Annotated in this window: 16 protein-coding genes; 15 read left to right on the top strand and 1 reads right to left on the bottom strand. The window is 40.8% G+C overall.

The window, feature by feature from the left end; translation table 11 throughout:
- Positions 1–104: 104 nt before the first annotated feature.
- From QM956_RS08455 to QM956_RS08385, 15 genes are all read left to right on the top strand, one after another.
- Positions 105–1,565 carry a nicotinate phosphoribosyltransferase gene (locus tag QM956_RS08455; RefSeq protein WP_414302426.1) on the top strand — a complete coding sequence of 487 codons (1,461 nt, stop codon included), beginning with the start codon at positions 105–107 and terminating at the stop codon, positions 1,563–1,565.
- Entirely contained in the window at positions 1,562–2,386 is an 825-nt protein-coding gene (gene nadE, locus QM956_RS08450; protein WP_414302425.1) for an ammonia-dependent NAD(+) synthetase, read from the top strand. Before QM956_RS08455 ends, nadE begins: the two co-directional genes overlap by 4 nt.
- 445 nt (positions 2,387–2,831) lie before the next feature.
- Positions 2,832–3,365 (top strand): GNAT family N-acetyltransferase, encoded by a 534-nt coding sequence (locus QM956_RS08445; RefSeq protein WP_414302424.1) that lies wholly within the window; start codon positions 2,832–2,834, stop codon positions 3,363–3,365.
- Between the two features lie 166 nt (positions 3,366–3,531).
- On the top strand, positions 3,532–4,242 hold the full coding sequence (gene ccdA2 / locus QM956_RS08440) for a thiol-disulfide oxidoreductase-associated membrane protein CcdA2 (protein ID WP_261020864.1): 711 nt from the start codon (positions 3,532–3,534) through the stop codon (positions 4,240–4,242).
- A gap of 13 nt (positions 4,243–4,255) precedes the next feature.
- Positions 4,256–4,819 (top strand): redoxin family protein, encoded by a 564-nt coding sequence (locus tag QM956_RS08435; RefSeq protein ID WP_261020866.1) that lies wholly within the window; start codon positions 4,256–4,258, stop codon positions 4,817–4,819.
- A gap of 9 nt (positions 4,820–4,828) precedes the next feature.
- Positions 4,829–5,941 (top strand): peptide-methionine (R)-S-oxide reductase MsrB, encoded by a 1,113-nt coding sequence (msrB, locus tag QM956_RS08430; RefSeq protein WP_414302423.1) that lies wholly within the window; start codon positions 4,829–4,831, stop codon positions 5,939–5,941.
- Between the two features lie 70 nt (positions 5,942–6,011).
- Complete coding sequence (locus QM956_RS08425; protein WP_261266070.1) at positions 6,012–6,749, top strand: response regulator transcription factor; 738 nt, start codon at positions 6,012–6,014, stop codon at positions 6,747–6,749.
- Entirely contained in the window at positions 6,746–8,437 is a 1,692-nt protein-coding gene (locus QM956_RS08420) for a cache domain-containing sensor histidine kinase (protein WP_414302422.1), read from the top strand. The genes QM956_RS08425 and QM956_RS08420 overlap by 4 nt, the downstream gene beginning before the upstream one ends.
- A gap of 114 nt (positions 8,438–8,551) precedes the next feature.
- Positions 8,552–9,115, top strand: coding sequence for a TIGR01440 family protein (locus QM956_RS08415; protein ID WP_261011494.1), 564 nt, complete (start codon positions 8,552–8,554; stop codon positions 9,113–9,115).
- Positions 9,116–9,117: 2 nt separating this feature from the next.
- Positions 9,118–15,003, top strand: coding sequence for a ZmpA/ZmpB/ZmpC family metallo-endopeptidase (locus tag QM956_RS08410; RefSeq protein WP_414302421.1), 5,886 nt, complete (start codon positions 9,118–9,120; stop codon positions 15,001–15,003).
- Between the two features lie 72 nt (positions 15,004–15,075).
- The gene (pabB, locus tag QM956_RS08405) at positions 15,076–16,788 is read left to right on the top strand and encodes an aminodeoxychorismate synthase component I (RefSeq protein WP_153199509.1); all 1,713 of its coding nucleotides are present in this window, start codon (positions 15,076–15,078) and stop codon (positions 16,786–16,788) included.
- A gap of 9 nt (positions 16,789–16,797) precedes the next feature.
- On the top strand, positions 16,798–17,415 hold the full coding sequence (locus QM956_RS08400; RefSeq protein ID WP_125454739.1) for an alpha/beta fold hydrolase: 618 nt from the start codon (positions 16,798–16,800) through the stop codon (positions 17,413–17,415).
- A gap of 49 nt (positions 17,416–17,464) precedes the next feature.
- On the top strand, positions 17,465–18,610 hold the full coding sequence (locus tag QM956_RS08395; protein WP_125454740.1) for an Ltp family lipoprotein: 1,146 nt from the start codon (positions 17,465–17,467) through the stop codon (positions 18,608–18,610).
- A gap of 126 nt (positions 18,611–18,736) precedes the next feature.
- Positions 18,737–19,696 (top strand): ROK family glucokinase, encoded by a 960-nt coding sequence (locus QM956_RS08390; protein ID WP_125454741.1) that lies wholly within the window; start codon positions 18,737–18,739, stop codon positions 19,694–19,696.
- Positions 19,697–19,793: 97 nt separating this feature from the next.
- Entirely contained in the window at positions 19,794–20,633 is an 840-nt protein-coding gene (locus tag QM956_RS08385; RefSeq protein WP_125454742.1) for a thymidylate synthase, read from the top strand.
- 47 nt (positions 20,634–20,680) lie between these two features.
- On the opposite strand, the gene QM956_RS08380 is transcribed toward QM956_RS08385, so the two are convergent.
- Entirely contained in the window at positions 20,681–20,851 is a 171-nt protein-coding gene (locus QM956_RS08380) for a DUF3042 family protein (protein ID WP_001051780.1), read from the bottom strand.
- Positions 20,852–20,949: the final 98 nt, after the last annotated feature.

Below are 20,949 nucleotides of genomic sequence, written 5' to 3'. Positions count from 1 at the left end.
TTTCTCAATCCAGCTAAAATGTGATATAATAGTACTAATTTATTGGAACCCATGAAAGTTCTTGAAAATTTTCATGGGTTTCTAGCTAAGGAAGTAGGAAAAGTATGTATCCAGATGATAGTTTGACATTGCACACGGACTTGTACCAGATTAACATGATGCAGGTTTACTTTGACCAAGGAATTCACAATAAAAAGGCGGTCTTTGAGGTTTATTTCCGCCAACAGCCTTTTAAGAATGGCTATGCGGTTTTTGCTGGTTTGGAAAGAATTGTGAATTATCTTGAAGATTTACGTTTTTCAGACAGTGATATTGCCTATTTGGAGTCGCTTGGTTATCATGGGGCATTCTTGGACTATCTCCGCAATTTCAAGTTGGAGTTGACCGTTCGTTCTGCCCAAGAAGGGGACATGGTTTTTGCTAATGAACCGATTGTACAGGTGGAAGGCCCTCTAGCCCAATGTCAATTGGTCGAAACGGCTCTTTTGAACATCGTCAACTACCAGACATTAGTGGCGACTAAGGCAGCTCGTATTCGCTCGGTTATTGAAGATGAACCCTTGATGGAGTTTGGGACACGTCGGGCTCAAGAAATGGATGCGGCTATCTGGGGAACACGCGCAGCGGTGATTGGTGGTGCCAATGGAACCAGCAACGTGCGTGCGGGTAAACTATTTGACATTCCTGTCTTGGGAACTCACGCCCATGCCTTGGTACAGGTTTATGGCAATGACTATGAAGCTTTCAAGGCTTACGCTGCGACCCACAAAAATTGTGTCTTTCTTGTGGATACCTATGACACCCTTCGAATCGGTGTACCAGCTGCCATTCAGGTGGCGCGTGAGCTGGGTGATCAGATTAACTTTATGGGTGTGCGGATTGACTCTGGGGATATTGCCTACATTTCTAAGAAAGTCCGTCAGCAATTGGACGAGGCTGGATTTACAGAGGCTAAGATTTATGCTTCTAATGATCTAGATGAAAATACCATCCTCAACCTCAAGATGCAAAAGGCTAAGATTGATGTCTGGGGTGTGGGAACTAAGCTGATTACAGCCTATGACCAGCCAGCTCTTGGAGCAGTTTATAAGATTGTTGCCATCGAAGATGAAAATGGGAACATGCGCAATACCATTAAGCTGTCAAATAATGCCGAAAAAGTGTCTACGCCAGGTAAGAAGCAGGTGTGGCGTATTACTAGTCGTGAAAAAGGCAAGTCAGAAGGCGACTACATAACCTATGATGGTGTTGATGTTTCCAGCATGACAGAAATCAAGATGTTCCATCCGACTTATACTTACATCAAGAAGACGGTTCGTAATTTTGATGCTGTTCCTCTCTTAGTGGATATCTTCAAAGACGGAAAATTGATTTACAACCTGCCTAGCTTGACTGATATTCAGGATTATGCTCGTAAGGAATTTGACAAGCTTTGGGATGAATACAAGCGCGTGCTCAATCCTCAGCATTATCCAGTGGATTTGGCGCGTGATGTATGGCAAGACAAGATGGACTTGATTGATAAGATGCGCAAGGAAGCCCTTGGCGAAGGAGAAGAAGAATGAGTTTGCAAGAAACGATTATCCAGCAACTAGGGGTTAAGCCAGTGATTGACGCTCAGGAAGAAATCCGTCGTTCCATTGACTTCTTAAAAAAATACCTGAAAAAACATCCATTTCTTAAAAGCTTTGTGTTGGGAATTTCTGGAGGACAAGACTCAACCTTGGCAGGTCGTTTGGCTCAACTGGCCATGGAAGAACTGCGAGCTGAAACGGGAGATGACAGCTACAAATTTATCGCTGTCCGCCTGCCATATGGAGTGCAAGCCGATGAAGCAGATGCTCAAAAAGCTCTAGCCTTCATCCAGCCAGATGTCAGCTTGGTAGTTAATATCAAGGAATCAGCTGATGCCATGACAGCTGCAGTTGAAGCGACGGGTAGTCCTGTTTCAGATTTTAACAAGGGCAATATCAAGGCTCGTTGCCGTATGATTGCTCAGTATGCCCTTGCTGGTTCCCATAGCGGAGCAGTCATTGGAACAGACCACGCCGCGGAAAATATCACAGGTTTCTTTACCAAGTTTGGTGACGGGGGTGCAGATATTCTCCCTCTTTATCGCCTCAATAAACGCCAAGGAAAACAACTATTGAAGGAACTTGGTGCAGACCCAGCACTTTATGAAAAAATTCCAACAGCAGACCTAGAAGAAGACAAACCAGGCCTAGCAGACGAAGTGGCCCTTGGAGTCACTTATGAAGAGATTGACGACTACCTAGAGGGCAAAAAAATCAGCTCAGAAGCCCAAGAAAGAATCGAAAACTGGTGGCACAAAGGCCAACACAAACGCCACCTACCAATCACCGTATTTGATGATTTTTGGGAGTGAAAACCTCCAGTGGAGGTTTTTACCCCGAGTCTAGAAAGGGGAAAACGAGGAGGTCCGGGGGACCTTTTTAGCTTCTTGCCCTGAAATTAAAAAGCAAGAAAAACCTCTAGTGGAGGTTTTCAGCCTCTCACCTTGAAATAAGAAAGTGAGAGAAAATTCGGTAACTAGAAGAGTTCGATTTTCCTTGTCTTACCCCCGCAACGATGACTAGGTTTGAAAAAGCTTGGAAAAGCGCATTTCAAACCAGACAGCGACTGCGTCAAGTAACTAGAGTAAAAACTTGTTTTCTAGCTGTTACTGAGTTTAGTTTTTTTACCCCGAGCACGGAAATAAATAAGCGAGGAGGTCCGGGGACCTTTTTAGATTGAGCCTTGAAATTCAAAAGCAAAGTAAATTTAAATTGAGGTTGGGCAGAGAATCATCTATCAGAAAGCGAGGTAGTATCATGCAAGTATTACAGACAGATCGTTTAATCTTGCGAAGATTTGTGGAGAGTGATGCGGAAGCCATGTTTCAAAATTGGGCTTCATCCGCTGAGAATCTAACCTACGTCACCTGGGATCCTCATCCTGATGTCAAGGTGACTCGAAATTCGATTCGCAATTGGGTTGCCTCCTATGCCAATCCCAACTATTACAAATGGGCCATTTGTCTCAAAGAAAACCCGGAGCAGGTAATAGGAGATATCAGCATCGTTGCAATAGATGAGAATGATTCTTCTTGTGAAATTGGCTATGTGCTAGGCAAGGTTTACTGGGGACATGGGTTTATGACAGAAGCCTTGAAAGCTGTCTTGGACTTCTGTTTTACTCAAGCAGGTTTTCAAAAAGTTAGAGCTCGATATGCCAGTCTCAATCCAGCTTCAGGTCGTGTCATGGAGAAGGCTGGAATGTCCTATCTAAAGACTATTAGCAATGGTGTAGAGAGAAAAGGCTATCTTGCGGACCTTATTTATTATCAGATAAGTAGGGAAGACTAGTGAATTTTCCTTTCAGTTTCCATCAAAGTCAGGCTTTGTCTGGCTTTTTTTGCAACATTTTTTACATAATCTGATTAAATTCCTATTTTTCCCTATCATTGTCCCTGTTTTTCCTTGAGTTTTGGGGCTATAATAGTCCTATCAAATCAAAGAATGGAGGAAGGCAATGGATAATATAATCTTTTATATCAGTGTTTTTCTTGCTGGAATTCTTTCCTTCTTTTCTCCTTGTATTTTACCCTTGTTACCGGTCTATGCAGGAGTCTTGTTGGATGACAAAGATGGTGCTCAGGCTTCTAGTGGCAAATTTTCAATCTCACTTGTTAGTTTATTGCGAACTCTGGCCTTTATAGCGGGTATTTCTTTTATCTTTATCTTACTGGGATATGGTGCTGGTTTTTTAGGAGACCTTTTGTATGCCTCTTGGTTTCAGTATGTGACGGGTGCGGTTATCATTCTCTTGGGCTTGCACCAGATGGAAGTCTTACATTTTCAGGGACTCTACAAGGAAAGAAGGCTACAATTACAGAGACAGGGGCAAAAGGGTAAGGGCTATAGTCAGGCATTTTTACTGGGGTTGACCTTTAGTTTTGCTTGGACGCCATGTGTGGGACCGGTTCTGGGCTCTGTTTTGGCCTTGGCGGCTTCAGGTGGTTCAGGTGCTTGGCAGGGAGCTGCTCTCATGTTGATTTACACGCTGGGTTTAGCGCTACCATTTTTGGTTCTAGCTCTCGCCTCCAGCTATGTGTTGAAACATTTCCGAAAACTCCATCCTTATCTCGGAACCCTCAAAAAAGTAGGTGGTTTTCTCATTATCGTGATGGGAATCTTGGTGCTTTTGGGAAATGCTTCCATTTTGACTACATTATTTGAATAGAGAGGAAAAAGAAATGAAAAAATGGCAAACATGTCTCCTTGGAGTAGGCTCAATCTGTTGCTTGGCAGCCTGTTCGGCTAAAAACATGCCAGACGAATCTACTATGAAGGAGCAAACCAAAACAGAACAAGTTAGTTCACAAACTGCGACTAAAGGTCAGGAAGTCGCTGATTTTGAACTGACAGGTGTAGATGGCAAGACCTATCGTTTGTCTGATTACAAAGGCAAGAAAGTCTATCTCAAATTCTGGGCTTCTTGGTGTTCCATCTGTCTGGCTAGCCTTCCAGATACGGACGAAATCGCTAAAGAAGCTGGTGATGACTATGTGGTCTTGACAGTGGTATCTCCTGGGCACAAGGGAGAACAAGCGGAAGCTGAATTTAAGAACTGGTACAAGGGCTTAGATTATAAAAATTTTCCAGTTTTAATTGATCCATCAGGTAAACTCTTGGAAAGTTATGGTGTCCGTTCTTATCCGACTCAAGCCTTTATAGACAAGGAAGGTAAGCTGGTCAAAACGCAACCAGGTTTTATGGATAAGGATATGATTTTAAAAGAATTGAAAGAAATGGGGTAGAGAAAGGCTATGAATGATAAAGTAAAACTTTTTGTCTTGGCAGGGGTCATTCTCCTAGCCATAACCGGTTTTTATTTTCTATTGATGCGAAATGCAGGGCAGACAGATAGCTCGCAAATTGAGAAAGCATCAGTTAGCCAAGGAGGAAAAACAGTGAAAAAAACAGAAGTGAGTAATGACGCAGACTTGCATGAAATTTATCTAGCTGGAGGATGTTTCTGGGGAGTAGAGGAATACTTCTCACGCGTGCCTGGAGTGACAGATGCCGTTTCAGGCTATGCGAACGGTAGAGGGGAAACAACTAAGTACGAATTGATTAACCAAACTGGACATGCGGAGACTGTCCATGTCACCTATGATGCCAAACAAATTTCCCTCAAGGAAATCCTACTTCATTACTTCCGCATTATCAATCCAACCAGCAAAAATAAACAAGGAAATGACGTGGGTACCCAGTATCGTACCGGTGTTTATTACACAGATGACAAGGATTTAGAGGTAATCAATCAAGTCTTTGATGAGGTGGCTAAGAAATACGATCAACCTTTAGCAGTTGAAAAGGAGACCTTGAAGAATTTTGTCATGGCAGAGGATTACCACCAAGACTATCTCAAGAAAAATCCAAATGGCTACTGCCATATCAATGTCAATCAGGCAGCCTATCCCGTCATCGATGCCAGCAAATATCCCAAACCAAGTGATGAAGAATTGAAAAAGACCTTGTCACCTGAGGAGTATGCAGTCACCCAGAAAAATCAAACAGAACGGGCTTTCTCTAACCGCTACTGGGATAAATTTGACTCTGGTATCTATGTGGATGTAGCAACTGGCGAACCCCTCTTTTCATCAAAGGACAAGTTTGAGTCTGGTTGTGGTTGGCCTAGTTTTACCCAACCCATCAGTCCAGATGTTGCCACCTACAAGGAAGATAAATCCTACAATATGACGCGCATGGAAGTGCGGAGCCGAGTTGGAGATTCTCATCTAGGCCATGTCTTTACAGATGGGCCTCAGGACAAGGGTGGCTTGCGCTACTGTATTAATAGTCTCTCTATCCGCTTTATTCCCAAAAATCAAATGGAAGAAAAAGGCTATGCTTACTTACTAGATTATGTTGATTAAGAGGGCTTTCCTAAGCAGTTAGAGGAGAATTTTGCTATACTGATACTAGTAAGTGACAAAGGAGAGAAGCATGACCTACACAATCTTAATCGTAGAAGATGAATATCTGGTAAGACAAGGCTTGACCAAGCTGGTCAATGTAGCAGCCTACGATATGGAAATCATCGGTCAGGCTGAAAATGGAAGGCAGGCTTGGGAATTGATACAAAAGCAGGTGCCAGATATCATTCTAACCGATATCAATATGCCTCAGCTGAATGGCATCCAATTGGCTAGTCTGGTCCGAGAAACCTATCCTCAGGTGCATTTGGTTTTTTTAACTGGCTATGATGATTTTGATTATGCCTTGTCTGCTGTCAAACTAGGTGTGGACGATTACCTGCTCAAGCCCTTTTCTCGTCAGGATATTGAGGAAATGTTGGGGAAAATCAAGCAAAAGTTGGATAAGGAAGAAAAGGAAGAGCAGTTACAAGATTTATTGACCGATAAGTTTGAGGGAAATATGGCTCAGAAAATCCAGTCCCATCTGGCTGATAACCAGTTTAGTTTAAAATCTTTGGCCAGTGACTTGGGTTTTAGCCCGACTTATCTGAGTTCTTTGATTAAGAAAGAGTTAGGCCTGCCTTTTCAGGATTATCTGGTGCGAGAACGTGTCAAACAAGCCAAGCTCTTGCTTTTAACTACAGATCTGAAGATTTACGAGATAGCCGAAAAGGTTGGCTTTGAAGATATGAACTATTTCACCCAACGTTTTAAACAGATTGCAGGTGTGACACCTCGTCAGTTTAAGAAGGGGGAAGGTCGATGAAGCGTTCTTCTCTCCTAGTCAGAATGGTTATTTCTATCTTTCTGGTCTTTCTCATTCTCCTAGCTCTGGTTGGGACTTTCTACTATCAATCTAGTTCTTCAGCCATTGAGGCTAGCATTGAGGGCAATAGCCAAACGACTATCAGTCAAACTAGCCACTTTATCCAGTCTTATATCAAAAAATTAGAAACCACCTCTACCAGTTTGACCCAGCAGACGGCTGTCCTAGCCTATGCTGAGAATCCCAGTCCAGACAAGGTCAAGGGAATTCGAGATTTGTTTTTAACCATCTTAAAGGCAGATCAGGATTTGAAAACTGTTGTGCTGGTGACCAAATCCGGTCAGGTCATTTCTACAGATGACAGTGTGCAGATGAAAACTTCCTCAGATATGATGGCTGAGGACTGGTACCAAAAGGCCATTCATCAGGGAGCTAAGCCAGTTTTAACCCCAGCTCGTAAATCGGATAGTCAGTGGGTCATTTCTGTCACTCAGGAACTTGTTGATGCAAAGGGAGCCAATCTTGGCGTGCTTCGTTTGGATATTTCTTATGAAACTCTGGAAGCCTATCTTAACCAACTTCAGTTGGGTCAGCAGGGCTTTGCCTTTATCATCAATGAAAACCATGAATTTGTTTATCATCCTCAACATACAGTTTATAGTTCGTCTAGCGAAATGGAGGCCATGAACCCCTATATTGAGACAGGGCAGGGTTATACTCCAGACCACCAATCCTATGTCAGTCAAGAAAAGATTGCTGGAACTGATTGGACGGTTCTGGGTGTGTCTTCGTTGGAGAAGTTAGATCAGGTTCGGAGTCAACTCATGTGGACCTTGCTTGGGGCTAGTGTCACATCTCTTCTTGCCTGTCTCTGCTTGGTGTGGTTCAGTCTCAAACGTTGGATTGCTCCCTTGAAGGATTTGAGAGAAACTATGCTGGAGATTGCTTCTGGTAATCAGAATCTTCGTGCCAAGGAAACTGGTGCCCATGAACTGAGAGAAGTGACTCGCCAGTTCAATGCTATGTTGGATCAGATTGATCAGTTGATGGCAGCTATTCGCAGGCAGGAAGAAACAACCCGTCAGTATGAACTTCAAGCCTTGTCGAGCCAGATTAATCCGCATTTCCTCTATAATACCTTGGACACCATCATCTGGATGGCAGAATTTCAGGACAGTCAGAGAGTGGTTCAAGTGACCAAGTCCTTGGCTACCTACTTCCGCTTGGCGCTCAATCAAGGCAAGGATTTGATTTGCCTGTATGACGAAATCAACCATGTCCGCCAGTATCTCTTTATCCAGAAACAACGCTATGGAGATAAACTGGAATACGAAATTAATGAAAATCCTGCCTTTGATAATCTAGTCTTGCCCAAGCTGGTGTTGCAACCTCTAGTAGAAAATGCTCTTTACCATGGCATCAAGGAGAAAGAAGGTCAGGGTCATATTAGAGTCTCTGTCCAGAAACAGGATTCAGGATTGGTCATCCGCATTGAGGATGATGGCGTTGGTTTCCAAGCTACTGGCGATAGTAGTCAAAGTCAACTCAAACGTGGGGGAGTTGGTCTTCAAAATGTTGATCAACGGCTCAAACTTCACTTTGGAGAAGATTACCAAATGAAGATTGATTCTATTCCCTCAAAAGGGACGACAGTTGAAATATACATAAATAGAATAGAAACTAGCTAACTCCCAGTCAATTCTGGGAGTTTTATGCGTAATTGGGCAAGCATTCTAGGTTGTCTATCTTGCTAAAACGTAGAAAAAACGATATGATAGATAATGACAAAAGAGGTATCAAGTATGAAGGAAAAAGACATTCAAAGAGACACAAGCCAGATTGTAAAAGATGTATTAGAAAAGGCCAATTTGAAGCAAGGATCTATCTTTGTTTTGGGACTTTCTTCTAGTGAAGTGATAGGTGGTCAGATTGGTAAGGAATCCAGCCAAGAAATTGGGGAAATTATTGTGAAGACCATCCTAGATATCCTAGAGGAAAAAGGAATTCATCTAGCTGTTCAAGGTTGTGAACATGTCAATCGGGCTCTCGTTGTTGAACATCAGGTGGCAGAGCAGTTTGGCCTGGAAATCGTCAGTGTCCTTCCAACTCTCAATGCAGGAGGTTCAGGTCAGTTGGCAGCCTTCAAGTTTATGCAAGATCCAGTTGAGGTTGAATTTATCAAGGCTCATGCTGGATTGGATATCGGAGACACTGCAATTGGTATGCATGTCAAGCATGTTCAGGTTCCGATTCGCCCTCTTTTGAGAGAAATTGGGCATGCCCATGTAACGGCTCTTGCTAGCCGTCCAAAATTAATTGGAGGTGCGCGTGCGCAGTATCCACAAGATTCTATCAGAAAGTCGTGAGAATGAGAAAAACAAAACAACAACTAGAAAAAATCACCAAATATTCGATTCGTAAGCTAACTGTTGGGGTAGGTCCTGTAGCCATCGGGGCCTTCCTTTTTGGTGCTAGTACTCTTTCAGTAGATAAGGTTCAAGCCAATGAAGTTGGCGGTGCTCATAGTGTTCATTACCGTTATTTGGCGGAGCAGGAATTGACCGAGTCTGAAAAAGCCCTGATTCATCATGAGGTTCCTACAGAATTTCAAGATGATGATATTCTTTATGTAGTTTATCGCAAGAAGGCGACTACCAGTCAACAACTTCCTTACACAGGAAGCAAGGAAGTCGCTCTAGCAGGTCTTGGCTTGGCAACAGCTTCTCTAGCAGTCTTTTTGGTGTCTAAAAAAGGTCGTAGAGAAGTTCTAGGTGTTCTATTGATTGGTTCTTTAGGAGCCAGTACCTTTGTACCTTATGGGACATTCGCATTTGAAAATAAAGAATTGCTTTCTTATAACCAAACTATTTCAGCCTCTACACATGAAGGCTTGGCTGAAGGGATTATCCACATTGATGGCTATGAATACATTGGCTACTTCAAGGAAGCAGAACTCCATCCATTAAGACCAGATTCAGCAGAACAGCCTCAGTTTCCAGTAGAAAAGCAAAATGCAAATGAAATCGAGAGAACAGAAGTCGTTCAAGAAAGACCTGCTGTTGCTCCAGAAACTATCGTTGAGAATCCAGTAGTAGAGACTCCAGTTGCTCCTGCTATTGAAGAAAAACCAGTTTCTGAGAAGCCTCAGACAATACAGGAAGAGAGCTTGGTGGAGATTCCTTTTGAAACAATCACAAGCCCAGATGCGAATCTAGCAGAAGGACAGACTCATATCGTCACAGCTGGAGTAAAGGGTCAGCGTCGCCTTGTAAGCAAAGTTTCAATGGTCAACAGTCAAGAAGTTAGAGAAGTCATCGAAGACCAAGTAGTCCAAAATCCTGTGTCGCAAGTCATTGCAGTCGGAACGAAGAAAGAGGTGCAACCTGCTCCAACTCCAGTACCACAAGCTGAACCAACGCATCAGGTAGCTAAAGGGACGCAAGAGGAAGGTAAAACTGGCCAAGCCTTAACACAACCTGAATTGCCAGAGGCTCCAGTTGAAGTAAAAGGAACTCAAGAAGAAGGTAAGGTAGGACAAGCTCTGACGCAACCAGAACTACCAGAGTATCATGAAGCCAAAGGTGTTCAAGAAGTAAAAGAAGGCGAGAAGCAAGGCCAAGCTTTAGTACAGCCAGAACTTCCTGGATATAAAGAACCAGTTTCAACAAAGGGAACTCAAGAACCTGGTCAAGAAGGTCAAGCACCAGTACAAGAAGTAAACCCAGAATATAAAGTAACAACAGGTACAGTTGAGAAGTCTACCGAAAGTGAATTAGATTTCACAACAGAAGTAGTTCCAGACGATACAAAATATGTAGATGAAGAAGTTGTTGAACGCGAAGGTTCTAAAGGAGTTCAAGTTACCAAAACAACTTACGAAACAGTGGAAGGTGTGGAAACAGACAAAGTCCTTTCTACAACTACAGAAGTAAAAACTCCTGCTGTTCCTAAAGTCGTTAAAAAAGGAACAAAGCCAGTTGAAGGAACAGTAGTTGAAACAAGAGAAGAAGTCATTCCTTTTGAAACCAAAGAACAAGAAGATGACACTTTAAAACGCGGAACAAGACAAGTAGCTCAAAAAGGTGTAGAAGGTAAGAAACAAATTACTGAAATCTATAAAACGATTCGTGGAGAAAAAACAAATGAAGCTCCAACAGTAGAAGAAACAGTTCTCCAAGCACCTCAAGATGAAATTATCAAAAAAGGTACAAAAGGTTTAGGAAAACCAACCTTAGAATGGGCTAACACAGATAAAGATGTCTTGAAGAAGAGCGCTACAGCTAGTTATACATTGAATAAACCAGCTGGAGTAGAAATCAAATCGATTAAAGTAGCTCTGAAAGATAAGACTGGACAAGTTGTTAAAGAAGTGACAGTAGAAGAAAATAAATTACAAGCTACTTTAGACAACTTGAAATATTATCAAGGCTATACATTATCCACAACGATGGTCTATGATCGAGGCGAAGGCGAAGAAACTGAAACATTAGAAGATAAAGAAATTCAGTTAGACCTTAAAAAAGTTGAAATCAAAAACATCAAAGAAACAAGCTTGATGAGTGTGGACGCTGATGGAAACGAAACAGATACTAGTTTGCTTACAGAAAAACCAGCTGATGTTGCTCCCTTATATTTGCGTGTAACCACTCATGATAACAAAACAACAAGACTTGCGGTAAGTTCTGTTGAAGAAGTTGTTGTTGATGGAAAAACATTGTACAAAGTTGTAGCAAAAGCTCCAGACTTAGTTCAACGTAGAGCTGATGATACACTAAGCGAAGAGTATGTACATTACTTTGAAAAACAATTACCAAAGATTGGAAATGTCTATTACAACTTTAAAGAACTCATTGAGGATATGCAAAAAGACCCAACTGGTGAGTTTAAACTTGGTGCAGATTTGAATGCTGCCAATGTTCCAACACCAAGTAAACAGTATGTAACAGGAACGTTTAAAGGTAAGTTGTCTAGTGATGGGGATAAGCGCTTTACAATTCATAACCTAGCGCGTCCACTATTCAACCGAGTTGAAAACGCTCATATTCATGACTTCAATCTAGGTAATGTCGATATCAACATGCCTTGGGCTAATAAGACAGCACCGCTTGGTGATATGTTTAAAAAGTCAACGATTGAAAATATTAAAGTGACAGGTAACGTAGTAGGTAACAATGATGTTACTGGTATGGTCAATAAACTTGATGAATCAAACATGCGTAATGTAGCCTTTATTGGTAACATTACAAGTGTAGGTAATGCAGGATGGTGGTCTGGTGGCCTTGTTAGTGAAAGCTGGAGAAGTAACACAGACAATTCTTATATCGACGCCTATATTAAAGGTAATAAAGCTAAAGTTGGTGGCCTTGTTGCTAAATTAAATCACGGTGACAATCCGATGGATGTTAGCGCATGGGGCCGTTTGAAAAATTCTGTAGCAAAAGGTACAATTGACGTCAAAGAACCTCTTGAAACAGGTGGACTACTTCATTCTAACTGGTCGTGGGGACTTGCTGAAAACAACGTTACTATGATGAAAGTGAAGAATGGTGGTGAGATTCTTTACGGTTCTCGTGATGCAGAGGATGATGATTACTTTGGTGCAAACTGGGTTCGAAATAATAATGTATTCGTTAATGGTGTAAGTGAAGGTAAACAATCATATTCTCGCTCTAGTCGTTGGAAGGGTATTTCCCAAGAAGAAGCCGATGCCAGAATTGCTAAAATGGGAATTACTGCACATGAATATACAATAACTGAACATTTTGTAGATAAGTTAAACCATAAGGCAACAAAAGCAGATACTTACAAATCTACTCAAGATTATGACGTATCTCGTGAACTTGCTTACCGTAATATTGAAAAACTTCAACCATTCTACAACAAAGAATGGATTGTAAATCAAGGTAATAAGATTCCTGCAAATTCTAAATTACTAAATACGGAAGTTTTATCTGTTACAGGTATGAAAGATGGACAATTTGTGACCGATTTATCAGATGCTGACCATATTATGATTCATTACGCTGATAAGACGAAAGAAATTAAGGCTATTACACAAAAAGAATCTAAGGTTCAACAAGTTCGTGAATATAGTATTGAAGGATTAGGTGATGTTGTCTATACACCAAACATGGTTGTTAAAGATCGTGCAAATTTGATTAATGATATCAAAGCTAAATTAGCTTCTGTTGAACTTGATTCAGATGAAGTTCGTAAGATTAATAACAATCCTAAGATGTTATACATGGAGGAAAGCTTCAAAGAAGTTAAAGATAATCTTGATGCTTTAGTTAAAGCTTTAGTTGAAAATGAAGACCATCAATTAAATACGGACGAAGCAGCTAAACGTGCATTGATTAAAAAAGTTGAAGATAACAAAGCTAAAATTATGATGGCACTTACTTACCTCAATCGTTATTATGGAATTGAATATGGTGACTTGAACATTAAGAATATGATGATGTTTAAACCAGACTTCTATGGTAAGACACCAAGTGTTATTGACAGATTGATTCGAATTGGCTCGCAAGAAAAGAATTTAAAGGGTGATAGAACTCAAGATGCATACCGTGAAATTATTGCAGGAGACACTGGTAAAGGTGATTTACGTAGTTTCTTAGATTATAATATGCGTCTCTTCACAAATGATACAGATCTTAACGACTGGTTTATTCACTCAGCGAAAAATGTTTATGTTGTAGAACCTGAAACAACAAATCCAGACTTTAAAAATAAACGTCATCGTGTCTTTGATGGTCTGAATAATAATATGCATGCACGTATGATTTTACCATTATTGAACTTGAAGAAAGCACATATCTTTATGATTTCAACCTATAATACTATGGCTTATAGTTCATTTGAAAAATATGGTAAAAATACGGAAGCTGAACGTGAAGCTTTCAAAGAACGTATTAATTATGTAGCTAAAGCACAACAAACATACTTAGACTTCTGGTCACGTCTTGCACTTCCGAATGTTCGAGATAGACTGCTTAAGAGCCAAAATATGGTTCCTACACCTGTATGGGATAATCAAGCTTATGCGGGTATTAAGGATGCTAATCGTCGTGGATATGGTACAGATGGTAAGGTAGCGACACCAATTCGTGAGTTATTTGGTCCAACAGATAGATGGCATCAAATTAATTGGAATATGGGAGCGATGGCTAAAGTCTATGCAAAACCATATGAAGATGAACAAGTTTTCTTCATGGTAACAAATATGTTAGAGGACTTTGGTATTTCAGCATTTACACATGAAACAACTCACGTAAATGACCGTATGGCATATCTTGGTGGTCATGGACATCGTCAAGGTACAGATCTTGAAGCGTACGCGCAGGGTATGTTACAAACGCCTGATAAATCAACTTCAAATGGTGAATATGGAGCATTAGGGGTTAATATGGCTTATCATCGTCAAAATGACGGAAATCAATGGTATAACCCAGATCCTGAAAAATTACAGACTCGTGAACAAATTGATCACTATATGAAGAATTACAATGATGCTCTTATGATGTTAGATCATCTTGAGGCTGATGCTGTATTACCGCAGTTAAATGGAAATACGAGTCGCTGGTTCAAGAAAATGGATCGACAATATCGTAATGGAAATTCAGGCCATCAGTTCGATAAAATTCGTGAGTTGACAGAGGATGAGAAAAAAGTAGCAATCAATACTATTGATGATTTAATTACTAATAACCTAATGACGAAACATGGTGCTCCTGGTGATGGTACTTATAATCCAACGGACTTTGGGTCTGCTTATGTCAATATGAACATGATGACTGGTATCTATGGTGGAAATACAAGTACAGGTGCTCCTGGTGCGGCATCCTTTAAACACAATACATTCCGTATGTGGGGTTACTTCGGATATGAGAATGGATTTGTTGGATATGCTTCTAGTAAGTATCAAGATGCAGCTAATAAAGAAAATAATAAGATGTTAGGTGATGACTTCATTATCAAGAAAGTTTCTAATAACAGATTTAGTACTCTTGAAGAATGGAAAAAAACTTATTATCAAGAAGTGAAAGCAAAAGCTGACAAAGGATTTACTGCAATTGAAATTGATGGTAAACAAATTACTAATTATGCTGAGCTAAAAGTCTTATTTGATAAGGCGGTTGAGGCTGATCTAGCAGGTGGAGGAACAGCTAAAACTGTAGAGCTTAAATCAAAAGTCTTTAAAGCACTTCTTAAGAATACAGACGGATTCTCAGGAAATCTTTTTAAAGCATAGATTGTATTAAATAGATGAGTAAAAGGTAGATTAAGTTTTTCTTGATCTGCCTTTTTATGCTATACTTGAAATATGCATAGAAAAACAGTGATTGATTTTAGGGCTTTGGGGGAGAGATACATCTTTACCCAGCCGATTAAAGAGTTAAAAACGAGAGATGTAGAAGAAGTGGCAGATTTGCTGGCACAAGTGGAAAGCTACCAAGAGCAAGGCTATTATGTGGTGGGCTATGTCAGCTACGAGGCTGCACCTGCTTTTGAGGAGAAATTAGCAGTTCACAAAGCGCCTTTACTGGCAGAGTACCTGCTATATTTTACCGTTCATGATAGCGTAGAAACTTCACCTATTCCTCTGACTTATGATGAGGTTGATTTGCCTTCAAATTGGCAGGAAGTAACGTCTGCAGAGGACTATGAAAAGGCGATTGCCCAGATTCATCATCATTTGCGGCAGGGGGACACCTACCAGGTAAACTACACCGTACAACTAAAACAAGACTTAAGTGCTAATCCTTTTGCCATCTACAATCGTATGGTGGTAGAGCAGGAGGCGGGTTACAATGCTTATGTTGAACATGATGAGATGGCAGTGATTTCCATGAGTCCAGAGCTCTTTTTTGAGCAAAATGGCCGCGAGTTGACAACGCGACCAATGAAGGGAACGACTCAGCGTGCCATGACTGACCAAGAAGACCTTGCCCAAGCTAGTTGGTTAGAACAGGATCCCAAAAATCGCTCTGAAAATATGATGATTGTGGACCTCTTGCGCAACGATATGAACCGTATTTCTGAAGTGGGAAGTGAGCATGTGGAGCGTTTGTGTCAAGTGGAGCAGTATTCAACTGTTTGGCAGATGACTTCGACTATCAAGAGTCGGTTGCGAGAGGATGTTGACCTTGTTGAAATCTTCCGTTCTCTTTTTCCTTGTGGTTCCATAACGGGAGCTCCGAAAATTGCGACAATGGAGATTATAAAGGACTTGGAGCCACAACCACGCGGAGTCTACTGTGGAACGATTGGTCTCTTGCTTCCAAATGGACGACGGATTTTTAATGTTGCTATCCGAACTATTCAACTGTATCAAGGGAAAGCCATCTATGGAGTAGGTGGCGGTATTACATGGGATAGCACTTGGGAATCTGAATACCGAGAGGTTCATCAAAAGGCGGCAGTTCTCTATCGTAAACAAGCTCGTTTCCAACTGATTACGACTGGAAAAATCAGTCAGAAGAACTTGCTGTTTGAGAATCAACATATAGAAAGGCTGAGAACAGCTAGTCGGTATTTTGCTTTTCCTTTTGATGCAGAAGACTTGAAACAAAAGATAGAAGAAGAGTGTCGAGCTTGTGATTATCGCCAAGACTATCGATTGCGAATTTCTCTCGGCAAGTCTGGAGAGATAGAACTCAGTCGTCAAGTATTAACACCTCTTGGTCCAAGTTTTTGTCAGGCCAAACTTTGTCTGCAAGAAGCTAATTTGCAACAAGCCTTTACCTACTTCAAAACAAGCTACCGACCTCACTTGAGCCTAGGGGAACAAGAGAAGATTTACCATAATCAAAGAGGAGAATTGCTTGAAACCTCTATTGGAAATTTGGTTCTGAAAATCGCTGGGAAACTCTACACACCGTCTATCCGACTGGGAATCTTACCAGGAATTTACCGTCAACATTTGCTGGAAACAGGACAGATAGAAGAGAAAGTCTTGACCTTGGCAGATTTAGTCCAAGCAGAAGCTATTTACGGCTGTAATGCAGTGAGAGCCTTGTATAAGTTAAGCCTTTAGGAGAACTAGATGAAACTGATATTTTTACACGGATTAGGGCAGTCAGCAGAGAGTTGGAAAGAAGTTCGGAATCTACTGACAGATTATCCTTCTGAGGCTATTGAGTTATTTCCTTCTGGAGTTAGTAACTATCAACAAGCTAAAGAGCGAGTTTATCAGCATCTAGCTCAAGAGACAGAACCTTTTATTTTGATTGGATTGTCCTTAGGTGCTGCCCTAGCATTAGAACTATCTAGTAACGATTTATCAAATCTTCGAGCTTTGGTTCTGTCAGGATGCCCGCTAAAATTAGCAGGGAATATCCTATTTTATGTTCAGTTGCTGATATTTAAATTACTTCCCAAAAGAGTATTTGAAAAACAGGGAGCAGACAAAGCTCTTATGGTCGGAGTTTCTGAGGAATTGAAGACACTTGATTTAACTGATATATCAAGAACTTGTCCTTATCCAACCTTACTAATTTGTGGCAGCAAAGATAAACCGAATCTTAGTTCTATGAGAAGTCTTCATAAACTAATATCAGAATCCAAATTTCAGATTATCCCTGAAGGTCCTCATATTCTGAATAGAGCTAAGCCAAAAGAGTTTGCAGAAATAACCAGAAGTTTTCTTGAATTGCTGAAATAAGTTTGATAAAATAATATTGAAATCGATAACATTCCTATAGGAGAAAGTAATGAACAAACGTCTATTTTTAAAAATGAGTCTGGCTACCTTGCCAGTTTTAGCCTTGTTTTCACAACCTGTGTTAGCAGAAGAAAACATCCATTTTTCTAGCTGTAAGGAAGCCTGGGCTAATGGCTATTCGGATCTTCATGAGGGGGATCCTGGTTATTCTGCCAAGTTAGATCGCGACCATGATGGTGTGGCTTGCGAATTGGAGAATGCCCCTAAGGGTGCCTTCAAAGCAAAACAAGAGACTACAACTCAAACTGATACAAGTTCAGCAACAACAAGTGGTTGGGTTAAGCAGGACGGTGCTTGGTACTACTTTGATGAAAATGGAAATCCAGTGAAAAATGCTTGGCAGGGAAGCTATTACCTGAAATCAGACGGAAAAATGGCCCAGAGCGAATGGATTTATGATGATTCTTATCAAGCTTGGTATTACTTGAAATCAGATGGTTCGTATGCTTATAGTACATGGCAAGGAAATTACTATTTGAAATCAGATGGTAAAATGGCTGTCAATGAATGGGTTTATGATGCTACTTACCAAGCTTGGTATTATCTAAAATCAGATGGATCTTATGTTTATAGTGCATGGCAAGGAAATTACTATTTGAAATCAGATGGTAAAATGGCCCAGAGCGAATGGATTCATGACTCTTCTTATCAAGCTTGGTATTATTTGAAATCAGATGGCTCTTATGCCTATAGCACATGGCAAGGGAATTACTATTTGAAATCAGATGGTAAAATGGCTGTCAATGAATGGGTTGATGGTGGACGTTATTATGTTGGCGCTGATGGAGTTTGGAAGGAAGGTCAAGCAAATACAGCTTCTTCTAGTAATGATAGCAATAGTGAATATTCGACTGCTTTAGGAAAGGCAAAAAGTTATAATTCGTTATTCCACATGTCAAAAAAACGTATGTATAGTCAATTAACTTCTGATTTCGATAAATTTTCAAATGATGAAGCTCAATATGCAATTGATCATTTAGAAGCCGATTATAAATATAATGCCTTATTTAATGCTAAGAACTATAGAAAATTATTTAATATGTCTAAATCTGGTCTTTTCAATCAATTGACCTCTTATATAGATGGCTTTACAGAAGAGGAAGCTCAATATGCAATTGATCATTTAGATGATTAACAGATACTGTTAGGCGAAAAAATTCCTTATAATTCATTTACGCAAACCTTTGCATAAATGAGTGAATTTTGTTATACTATTACTGTAAGCATTTTCAATTAATTCATAATGAAAAAGGAGAATATGATGAGTCAAAAGATTATTGGGATTGACCTTGGTGGAACTTCTATCAAATTTGCAATCTTGACAACAGCAGGAGAAATCCAAGAAAAATGGTCTATCAAGACCAACATTTTGGATGAGGGAAGTCATATCGTTGATGATATGATTGAGTCTATTCAACATCGTTTGGACTTGCTTGGATTGGTAGCAACAGATTTCCAAGGTATTGGAATGGGATCACCAGGTGTGGTTGACCGTGAAAAAGGGACTGTTATTGGTGCCTACAACCTCAACTGGAAAACCCTTCAACCAATCAAAGAAAAGATTGAAAAAGCCTTGGGCATTCCATTCTTCATCGATAATGATGCCAACGTAGCGGCTCTTGGTGAACGTTGGATGGGTGCTGGTGATAACCAACCAGACGTTGTCTTTATGACACTTGGTACAGGTGTTGGTGGCGGTATTGTCGCAGAAGGCAAATTGCTTCACGGTGTTGCTGGTGCGGCAGGTGAGCTTGGCCACATTTCTGTTGACTTTGACCAACCAATCGCATGTACTTGCGGTAAGAAAGGTTGCCTTGAGACAGTTGCTTCAGCAACAGGGATTGTCAACTTGACTCGTCGCTATGCTGATGAATACGAAGGCGATGCAGCCTTGAAACGCTTGATTGATAACGGAGAAGAAGTAACTGCTAAGACTGTCTTTGACCTTGCAAAAGAAGGAGACGACCTTGCTTTGATCGTTTACCGTAACTTCTCACGTTACTTGGGAATCGCTTGTGCTAACATTGGTTCAATCCTAAACCCATCAACAATTGTTATCGGTGGTGGTGTGTCAGCTGCAGGAGAATTCCTTCTACAAGGTGTTCAAAAAGTCTACGACGAAAATAGCTTCCCACAAGTACGCACATCAACAAAATTGGCTCTTGCAACTCTAGGAAATGACGCTGGGGTTATCGGAGCAGCATCACTTGTATTGCAATAAGATAATAAAAAGGGGAAAACACTACTTTAAAGCCAGTGATTTTCCTCCTTTCTTTTTTATGCTATACTAGTTAGGATAATAAATGAGGTGAGAGTAAATGACAAAAGCAGATACGATTTTTAAAGAAAATATTGAACGAATCCTCAAAGACGGTGTCTTTTCTGAGCATGCCCGCCCCAAGTACAAGGATGGGACAGTTGCCAACTCCAAGTATGTAACGGGTGCATTTGCCGAGTATGACTTGGCAAAGGGGGAATTCCCCATCACAACCTTGCGTCCCATTGCCATCAAATCCGCCATCAAAGAAGTTCTCTGGATCTACCAAGACCAGTCGAATAGCCTAGAAGTTCTCAATGACAAGTACAATGTTCACTATTGGAATGACTGGGAAGTGGGTGATACAGGAACTATTGGTGAGCGTTACGGGGCGGTCGTTAAGAAACACGACATCATCAATAAGCTTCTCAAGCAGTTGGAAGCCAACCCTTGGAACCGCCGCAATATCATATCACTCTGGGATTACCAAGCTTTCGAAGAAACAGATGGGTTGCTCCCGTGCGCCTTTCAGACTATGTTTGATGTCCGCCGTGTAGATGGAGAAATCTATCTGGATGCGACCTTGACCCAGCGTTCGAATGATATGCTGGTGGCCCACCATATCAATGCTATGCAGTATGTGGCTCTTCAAATGATGATTGCCAAGCATTTTGGCTGGAAGGTTGGTAAGTTCTTCTACTTTATCAATAATCTCCATATCTATGACAATCAATTTGAACAAGCTCAGGAATTGCTCCGTCGTGAGCCGTCAAACTGCCAACCACGTTTGGTTTTAAATGTGCCAGATAAGACCAATTTCTTTGATATCAAAGCAGAAGATTTTGAATTGGTGGATTATGACCCTGTCAAGCCACAGTTGAAGTTTGACCTAGCTATTTAAAAGAATAGAAAAAAGAAGTTGAGAATAATCCCAACTTCTTTTGTTTCTTAACGTGATACGCGGCGACGAGCTGCTTTTTTACGGTTTTCTTCGATGAAAGCTGCTTTTTGCTCTTCTGGTTCAATCACTTTCTTTTTAAATGCGTATACTGCACCTGCGACTGCAGCGACAGTTCCTGCGACACCTGTTACAAGACCTTTAGCGAATCCTTTAGCCATGAGTCTTCCTCCTTTATCTTCTTAATCAGCCAGCCCCTTCAAGAGGTCACATTTTTCTGACTGACCTTTTTGTGTTATAATAATAGTAACGAAAAAAT

Source organism: Streptococcus mitis, assembly GCF_047460035.1.
Classification (GTDB): domain Bacteria; phylum Bacillota; class Bacilli; order Lactobacillales; family Streptococcaceae; genus Streptococcus; species Streptococcus mitis_DW.
This window is presented reverse-complemented; position numbering and strand designations above follow the sequence as displayed.

Coding starts and splice junctions, on each gene's coding strand:
- QM956_RS08445 (WP_414302424.1), top strand. CDS start 2,832: ATGCAAGTATTACAGACAGATCGTTTAATCTTGCGAAGATTTGTGGAG.
- QM956_RS08390 (WP_125454741.1), top strand. CDS start 18,737: ATGAGTCAAAAGATTATTGGGATTGACCTTGGTGGAACTTCTATCAAA.
- QM956_RS08380 (WP_001051780.1), bottom strand. CDS start 20,851: ATGGCTAAAGGATTCGCTAAAGGTCTTGTAACAGGTGTCGCAGGAACT.
- QM956_RS08385 (WP_125454742.1), top strand. CDS start 19,794: ATGACAAAAGCAGATACGATTTTTAAAGAAAATATTGAACGAATCCTC.
- QM956_RS08400 (WP_125454739.1), top strand. CDS start 16,798: ATGAAACTGATATTTTTACACGGATTAGGGCAGTCAGCAGAGAGTTGG.
- QM956_RS08420 (WP_414302422.1), top strand. CDS start 6,746: ATGAAGCGTTCTTCTCTCCTAGTCAGAATGGTTATTTCTATCTTTCTG.
- nadE (WP_414302425.1), top strand. CDS start 1,562: ATGAGTTTGCAAGAAACGATTATCCAGCAACTAGGGGTTAAGCCAGTG.
- QM956_RS08435 (WP_261020866.1), top strand. CDS start 4,256: ATGAAAAAATGGCAAACATGTCTCCTTGGAGTAGGCTCAATCTGTTGC.
- QM956_RS08425 (WP_261266070.1), top strand. CDS start 6,012: ATGACCTACACAATCTTAATCGTAGAAGATGAATATCTGGTAAGACAA.
- pabB (WP_153199509.1), top strand. CDS start 15,076: ATGCATAGAAAAACAGTGATTGATTTTAGGGCTTTGGGGGAGAGATAC.
- ccdA2 (WP_261020864.1), top strand. CDS start 3,532: ATGGATAATATAATCTTTTATATCAGTGTTTTTCTTGCTGGAATTCTT.
- QM956_RS08455 (WP_414302426.1), top strand. CDS start 105: ATGTATCCAGATGATAGTTTGACATTGCACACGGACTTGTACCAGATT.
- QM956_RS08415 (WP_261011494.1), top strand. CDS start 8,552: ATGAAGGAAAAAGACATTCAAAGAGACACAAGCCAGATTGTAAAAGAT.
- QM956_RS08410 (WP_414302421.1), top strand. CDS start 9,118: ATGAGAAAAACAAAACAACAACTAGAAAAAATCACCAAATATTCGATT.
- QM956_RS08395 (WP_125454740.1), top strand. CDS start 17,465: ATGAACAAACGTCTATTTTTAAAAATGAGTCTGGCTACCTTGCCAGTT.
- msrB (WP_414302423.1), top strand. CDS start 4,829: ATGAATGATAAAGTAAAACTTTTTGTCTTGGCAGGGGTCATTCTCCTA.